Source organism: Pseudovibrio sp. W74 (genome assembly GCF_001623085.1).
Lineage (GTDB): Bacteria > Pseudomonadota > Alphaproteobacteria > Rhizobiales > Stappiaceae > Pseudovibrio.
In genome coordinates this window covers 248,208-254,803 of record NZ_LMCJ01000057.1, presented here as the reverse complement: position 1 = coordinate 254,803, position 6,596 = coordinate 248,208, and the positions used below count along the sequence as shown (strand labels likewise).

The 6,596-nt window shown below is 51.5% G+C and carries 7 protein-coding genes; 4 read left to right on the top strand and 3 right to left on the bottom strand.

What is annotated here, in order from left to right; genetic code table 11:
* Together PsW74_RS30015 and glcF are read left to right on the top strand one after the other, a co-directional pair.
* Window positions 1-612 (top strand): FAD-linked oxidase C-terminal domain-containing protein (locus tag PsW74_RS30015; protein ID WP_275506016.1); only part of this gene is annotated, 612 nt, incomplete at its 5' end.
* Between the two features lie 3 nt (window positions 613-615).
* Window positions 616-1,926, top strand: coding sequence for a glycolate oxidase subunit GlcF (gene glcF / locus PsW74_RS24110; protein WP_063287141.1), 1,311 nt, complete (start codon window positions 616-618; stop codon window positions 1,924-1,926).
* A 53-nt stretch (window positions 1,927-1,979) separates the two neighbouring features.
* Here glcF and PsW74_RS24105 read toward each other — a convergent pair whose 3' ends face one another.
* The 3 genes from PsW74_RS24105 to PsW74_RS24095 all read right to left on the bottom strand — a co-directional run bounded on the left by PsW74_RS24105 (window position 1,980) and on the right by PsW74_RS24095 (window position 4,531).
* Window positions 1,980-2,480, bottom strand: coding sequence for a PEGA domain-containing protein (locus PsW74_RS24105; RefSeq protein ID WP_057463746.1), 501 nt, complete (start codon window positions 2,478-2,480; stop codon window positions 1,980-1,982).
* Window positions 2,481-2,842: 362 nt separating this feature from the next.
* A complete protein-coding gene (locus PsW74_RS24100) occupies window positions 2,843-3,613 on the bottom strand; it encodes a hypothetical protein (RefSeq protein ID WP_063287142.1) in 771 nt (256 codons plus the stop codon).
* Between the two features lie 207 nt (window positions 3,614-3,820).
* Window positions 3,821-4,531, bottom strand: a complete 711-nt coding sequence (locus PsW74_RS24095) for a L,D-transpeptidase (protein WP_063287143.1) — start codon at window positions 4,529-4,531, stop codon at window positions 3,821-3,823.
* Window positions 4,532-4,980: 449 nt separating this feature from the next.
* Here PsW74_RS24095 and PsW74_RS24090 point away from each other — a divergent pair, with 449 nt between their 5' ends.
* On the top strand, window positions 4,981-5,730 hold the full coding sequence (locus tag PsW74_RS24090) for a protein phosphatase CheZ (protein ID WP_063287144.1): 750 nt from the start codon (window positions 4,981-4,983) through the stop codon (window positions 5,728-5,730).
* Window positions 5,731-5,885: 155 nt separating this feature from the next.
* Window positions 5,886-6,542 carry a DNA-3-methyladenine glycosylase I gene (locus tag PsW74_RS24085; protein WP_082830694.1) on the top strand — a complete coding sequence of 219 codons (657 nt, stop codon included), beginning with the start codon at window positions 5,886-5,888 and terminating at the stop codon, window positions 6,540-6,542.
* Window positions 6,543-6,596 lie beyond the last annotated feature (54 nt).

The following is a 6,596-nucleotide window of genomic DNA, read 5'->3' as shown; positions in this document are numbered from 1 at the left end:
CCGCAAGAAGCATCCAGTGCCATGTCAGAGGCGATGGGGTCTTCCGCAGAGGTTTCCTCCGCAGCTCATCTGCCCAAAGGTTTCTGCCCACTCTCACAAGAACACTCCATCACTTTGCTCAGATTGGAAGGCATTCCAGTTTCCATCGACTACCGCTTGAACAAACTGCGCAGCATCCTGAAGCGCTTTCCATCGCAAGAGCTCATCGAAGGTCAGGCCTCCCGCAAAACATGGGGTGATCTACGTGACCTCATTCCGTTCGCCGGAAGTGACAAGCCGCTCTGGAAGCTCTCAGTAAGTCCGACTGCTGGTCAACAGATGATTGCCGAGCTGGAAAAGCGCTTTGCAATCCGTTGGATGATGGACTGGGCAGGCGGTCTGGTCTGGGTGGAGATGCAAGGCGAAGAGCCTCACGATGTTCCGCTCCGTCGTCTGATTGCTGAAAATGGTGGTGGTCACGCTACGCTCCTGCGCGCAAGTGCTGAGCTGCGTACGAGCGTGGATGTGTTCCAGCCCTTGCCGGAGACATTGATGGGGCTTTCTAAGCGCTTGAAAGCTCAGTTCGATCCGCACAACATCCTCAACCCGGGCCGAATGTACGCGGGGATCTAGGTCATGCAAACCAACTTCACACCAGAGCAACTCAAAGACAGCGCCACAGCAGTTTCCGAACAGATCCTGCGCAAATGCGTGCACTGCGGATTTTGTACCGCAACGTGCCCAACCTTCGCGCTGCTGGGAGATGAGCTGGACAGTCCACGTGGCCGCATCTACCTCATCAAAGAGATGCTGGAAAATAACCGCCCTGCGGATGCCAAAACCGTCAAGCATATCGACCGCTGCCTGTCCTGTTTGTCTTGCATGACCACATGCCCTTCGGGTGTGAACTACATGCATCTTGTAGATCACGCTCGCATCCATATCGAACGCACTTACAAACGTCCGTTACAAGACCGGATGCTCAGAGCAGTGCTACAGGCCATTCTGCCCAAACCGGGCCGTTTCCGTCTTGCAATCGCAGCCGCCTTCTATGGTCGCCCATTTGCTGGGCTCATGAAGAAATGCGGTGGTACGCTTGCAAAGCTGGGTACCCTGCTGGCGCTGGCTCCGACCAAATCAGCAATGCCTTCTCAGTTCGCAGGACAGGAAACCGTTGCCCCGAAAGTGCAGAAGAAGGGCCGCGTCGCCATCCTGAAAGGTTGCGCACAAAGTGTCCTTGCTCCGTCGATTAATGATGCAGCGACCCGCTTACTTACCCGCATCGGCTATGAAGTGGTCTTCCCAAAAGGCGAGGGCTGCTGTGGTGCGCTTGTTCATCACATGGGCAAGGAAGAAGCCTCTAACGAACAGGCTAAAACTAACATTGATGCATGGATGAGAGAGATGGAAGGTGAGGGGCTAGATGCCGTTATCATCACCGCGTCAGGCTGCGGGACCACCATCAAAGATTATGGCTTCATGCTGCGCGATGACCCGCAATATGCGGCGAAAGCTCAACAAATCTCGCAGATGTCCAAGGATATTGTTGAGTTTCTGATTGAACAGGACTTAGGCGAAGCACAGCCGCACGAAAAGCTGACCATCGCCTACCACTCTGCCTGCTCCATGCAGCATGGCCAGAAGATCACTTGGCAACCGAAGAAGCTGCTGCAAAATGCTGGCTTTACAGTCAAAGAACCTCTGGAAGGGCACCTCTGCTGTGGCTCGGCTGGTACCTACAACATCATGCAACCCAAAATTGCCACTGCTCTGCGAGACCGCAAAGTAAGCAATCTAGAAGCAACCCAGCCAGACCTTGTCGCCACCGGCAACATCGGCTGCATCACCCAAATCTCCAGCGGCACCCAAATCCCGGTCATCCATAGCATCGAGCTTCTGGATTGGGCCTATGGCGGTCCAAAGCCGATGCTGCTGGATAAGGCGTAAGTATGCTGCTTTACACAAATCCCTCTCAAATAAGATTGAGAGGGATTCGGAGGTTATACGCCTCCTCCACGACGCATAACGTTCTCCTGATGAGCTTTCTCATCATCAGCATATTGCTTCCGAATATGTGAGAGATCGCCGACAGGTGTATTAGGGTTTGCTGGGTTTGTTGGCTTAAGCTCAACGAGAACTGGGTTCGGCTTGTGATTGAGCATCGCACCGGTATACGCGTCCACACCTACGCCAATCACACCTCCGATCAGGGCATTGCCTGCCATAGCTGCTGCACCGCTTCCTGCAACTTCAGTGGTGACATGTACTTTCTGCGTTTTATAACCTTCTTTGGAAACGGTGACGTTGAACTTTTCTTTGCGTGAAACCTTGAGTGTACAAGGCGAGGAACTGCAGGTCATCCCTATGTCCGTCGAGATCTGTGCATCCTCTGGAGAGGTATAGATTTTGACTTTTTCACTCATACCGCGTGTGACACTGGCGCACCCTGAAAGGACAAAACCTGCTGAAATAAATGACGCAAACAAAAATGTAGTCTTCATCTCAAAATTCCCGCCTTAGAAAACTGAACCGATACCCTCGGCATCGTGGGGGACATGCAACGGTGAAAAATTTGATTCCCAATGCATTTATGAGTCTGATTTTGTGCCTTTCGCAGCTTCAGGCAATTCCTGAAAATGAATATGTTAAACTGATGGTTTTAGGGGTAAAAATCTATTGAGTTCAAACCCACCCTCAATCTCGTGGATTAATTGCAGAACGGCTCAAACACTGACAGTCTAAAACCCCAAAGTTGCGTGAGCTTAATTGAGATCGACATCCAAAATGCAGTCGTACTGCTGTTCATCCAAACGCAGACTAATTGGTTGGGGTGAGGAGTGAGCTACATGATGCCTTCTGCCATTTACTCAGCGAGAATATGCTCATCGGAGTGAATTATGCAGCTGACTTTCCCGCCAAGTTCACCTTCTATTTGTCGTAGCTCCGCTGCAATTTCTGGTGGGATCTGATCTTCGTCAATCGTTGGAGGCGGAACAGCGATGACTTGGGTATGCCAATCTCCGGCAAACACCAAACCAGTCTCATGCGCAAGCAACAACAAGCTCAGCATACTGGCGAAACAGCCAAGCAGGATGGCTGCAAGCGTATACCGGTTGAGTGATGGTCCTTGATCTTTCAGGCAGTCCTCCAGAACACCGCGGATCTGGGTGATGTCTTCAGAGTTCAAAGGCTCATCCAACAGCTCAATGGGTGAGCGTTCCTCGCTCGTGTGTTGTGAGGGAGAGGTGTTGCTCTCTTCATCAACTCCGTCAACAACGGGTCGTAGACACTCAAAAACAGGTACATAGCCCATGTCTGGCAACCGGATCTGCATGTGATGGGCATCAGGGTGTGCGTCGTTGTAACCACGCAGAAGAGACCGCAAGCGCGAGATGTTGACCCGCACAATTGGGTTTTCACGCGGATTAAACCCCTCAGGTAAATTGAAGACCCTCTGTCCAATAACTTGCTCTTTGAGGTCTTCTTCCTGTTTGGAGAGTTTACGCTCGACGAGAAATGTCAGGAGGGCAGTTAGTTTCGGGCTTCGCCTGAAGTTGGGGCTGGACAAAATACTGGAAAGAGTTGCAACCACTTCGTCCTTGCTGATGACTAGTCCATTCTTCTTGGCACACATACGCGGCACTCCCAAAACACACAGATGTGGCCTGGGGGAAAAGTCCCTCAATCAGATGGTCAGCAACGGCACATTCACATAATAAGCCTGTTTAAAGACAGACCTTTATTTTTTGATGCTTTGCCGTTGTCTGGGGTGCGGCAAGCAACTTGAAGTTGTTGCCTTATCATAGGTTCCTGTACCCAAGATTGCAACAAACGTGCATGCCTAGCGCACATAGACCTTTGCGCCAACCGGAACCATATTATACAGCTCCGCCACATCTTCGTTTCTCATACGAATACAGCCGGAAGAAACCGCTTGGCCAATCGTCCATGGTTCATTCGACCCATGAATACGGTAAAGCGTTGAACCCAGATAAAGTGCACGCGCGCCCAATGGGTTACGCGGTCCGCCCGGCATGTAACGGGGAAGGCTTGGTTGCCGTTTCAGCATCTCAGCAGGTGGCCTCCAGTCTGGCCACTCGCGCTTACGGGTGACTTTGTGAACGCCAGCCCATTCAAAACCTGGACGGCCAACGCCTACGCCATAACGGCGGGCCTTGCCATTGCTTTGCACCAGGTAAAGATATCGTGATGTCGTATCGATCACGACAGATCCGGGTGAATACGAGGTGTTGTAGCTCACAGTTGTCGGCAAGAATTGTTTGGGAACACGGCGATCGTACCGCTTTGATGTCGTACGCGGCCGTCTTGCTTGTTTTGCAGATCCACGAAGGTTCTGGACAGCCTTGGCTTGGGATCGCGGGATTTGCACAACCCACGGATTTGCAAGATCAGGGCTAAGGACAAGTGGAGGTGCAGAGGCGCGCGGCTTGTACTCTGCTTGCGCAGCAGTACCAAACGCACAAACTAAGCTACCCACGCCGAACAAAGTAACAAACCAGTTTGCTTTACTTTTTGCCGTTGCTCCAAACATTCCACACTCCTCTGGACCTTGCCAATGACCCGATGCCCTCGGGGAAAACTAGGAGTTGCAGTTCTAATAATTGTTAAAAATAACAATGTAATTAATGCTAGTTCAAACTAAGGTTAACCAATTGTTACTGGGTTATGCGGCCAATCGTCGAATTTATCCTTAAAAATCAATGCTGATAAATCTAAGGTAATAATTAACACTCTAAGAAGTATGTGAGTAGTGACCGGCGTGCAGGAGTGCGAATCGTGCCCATCTTACTTATGGGTGCATGGACGCGTCTTGTGACCGGGATTGCTATTTAAAACCTGTAATTGAGAGCCTGTCTTCGTAAGCCTGTGCCAGTTTGCGAAGAAAGGGCGGAAAACAAAAGAGGGTGCATCGCCGGACAGGAGTAGCGACGGTGTGGTCCTCATTAGGAAGCGTATTAGCTTCATGAGTTCGGGGTTGGGATGTCAGTTGTAAGAAAAACCTTTCGTGCAGAGGCTCAGTTCGGAGTGCGTAGCAAACGCACCGAAGTAAGCACTCCGATTCAGGACAATGGTGAAGAGTTGCGTCACCAGCAGATCATGGAAGAAATTGCCAGCTTGAAAGAGTTGGTGGGATCTCCTGCAACTGACCCACAAGAACTGTCCCGACGCGTCGCAGAAGAACTGCGTGAGGAAATCGGCGAGGCCGCAAAGCTCAAGGGTGAGCTGGATGCGATTTATCAGGCAATCGCTGAAACCAAGAATGAAATTGCTGCTCTTCACAACAAGGCCAGCGTCGACAATGACGAGCGTGGCCGCGTGACATTGGAGCTGGGCGCGATTGTATCCGGCACCGAAGGAGCAACTGAGCAGATCCTGACCGCAGCTGAGGTCATCGACCAGAGCGCAGCAACCGTCATGCCAATGGTCCCAAGCGAGCATGAAGGCCTTGTCACTGATATTCACGAGCAGGTTGTGTCGATCTTTGAAGCCTGTAACTTCCAGGATTTGACTGGACAGCGCATCAGCAAGGTGGTGAACACCTTGTCATTCGTCGAAGAGCGCATCATCCGTATGATTGAGATCTGGGGTGGTATTGAAAGCTTCAAGGAGATCAGTGATCGTATTGCCTCTGATAAAGAGGGCGATGATTCCGCACTACTTCATGGTCCGGCTTTGGATGTGGAAGCTGGTACCGTGACGCAGGATGACATTGACGCTTTGTTCGATTGATCTGTCCGAAAAGTGATATGCAGATGGCTTGCTATTTTGGCAAGCCAATGCTTTATAAGAGAACATAACATAAACATTTTGAGCGGGTTAGTGAGGGTGACTGATGGCCGCCCAACAAGAACCTGCAAAGACGATTGACCAAGAAGGGCAAGGCAATGGACCAGAACTCAACACCGATTGCTGAAGGACTGATCCGCGGAGAAGATGGCAAAGACCGCTGCTGGTGGCATGGGGGAGATCCATTCTATCAGGCCTATCATGACGATGAGTGGGGGCATCCGGTCACCAACGACATCCGCCTCTTTGAAAAGATCTGCCTAGAAGGATTCCAGTCCGGTCTGTCCTGGATCACTATCCTGCGCAAACGCGAGAATTTCCGCGCTGGCTTTGCAGGTTTTGATTTTGAGAAGGTCGCAAAGTTCACACAAAATGACATTGAGCGCCTTGTTCAGGATGCCGGCATCATCCGCCACCGCGGCAAGATCAATTCCACCATCAACAACGCCAATCGTGCACTGGAAATGCGTGAGGAGTTCGGTTCGCTCGCAGCTTACTTCTGGAAGTGGGAACCAACTCCGGATCAACGCCCTGAGGTCTGTGACTACGCCAACCTGAAGACGCTCGGCAAAACCGAAATCTCCACGGCCATCTCCAAAGATCTCAAAAAACGCGGCTGGTCCTTCGTCGGCCCAACCACCGTCTACGCTTTCATGCAAGCTATGGGCATGGTCAATGACCACCTCGAAGGCTGCTGCTGCCGGGACATCGTTGAGGCCAAGCGCGGGGCTCTGGTGCGCCCTGTGAAGAGCTAGCAGAAGTTCTGCCCAAATGGATGACGAGGTGAGGGGGGCTTAATGCTCCAATCA

What these genes read in the sequence shown, in the direction of transcription:
- glcF (WP_063287141.1), top strand. Translation starts at nt 616, where the DNA reads ATGCAAACCAACTTCACACCAGAGCAACTCAAAGACAGCGCCACAGCA.
- PsW74_RS24085 (WP_082830694.1), top strand. Translation starts at nt 5,886, where the DNA reads ATGGACCAGAACTCAACACCGATTGCTGAAGGACTGATCCGCGGAGAA.
- PsW74_RS24105 (WP_057463746.1), bottom strand. Translation starts at nt 2,480, where the DNA reads ATGAAGACTACATTTTTGTTTGCGTCATTTATTTCAGCAGGTTTTGTC.
- PsW74_RS24100 (WP_063287142.1), bottom strand. Translation starts at nt 3,613, where the DNA reads ATGTGTGCCAAGAAGAATGGACTAGTCATCAGCAAGGACGAAGTGGTT.
- PsW74_RS24095 (WP_063287143.1), bottom strand. Translation starts at nt 4,531, where the DNA reads ATGTTTGGAGCAACGGCAAAAAGTAAAGCAAACTGGTTTGTTACTTTG.
- PsW74_RS24090 (WP_063287144.1), top strand. Translation starts at nt 4,981, where the DNA reads ATGTCAGTTGTAAGAAAAACCTTTCGTGCAGAGGCTCAGTTCGGAGTG.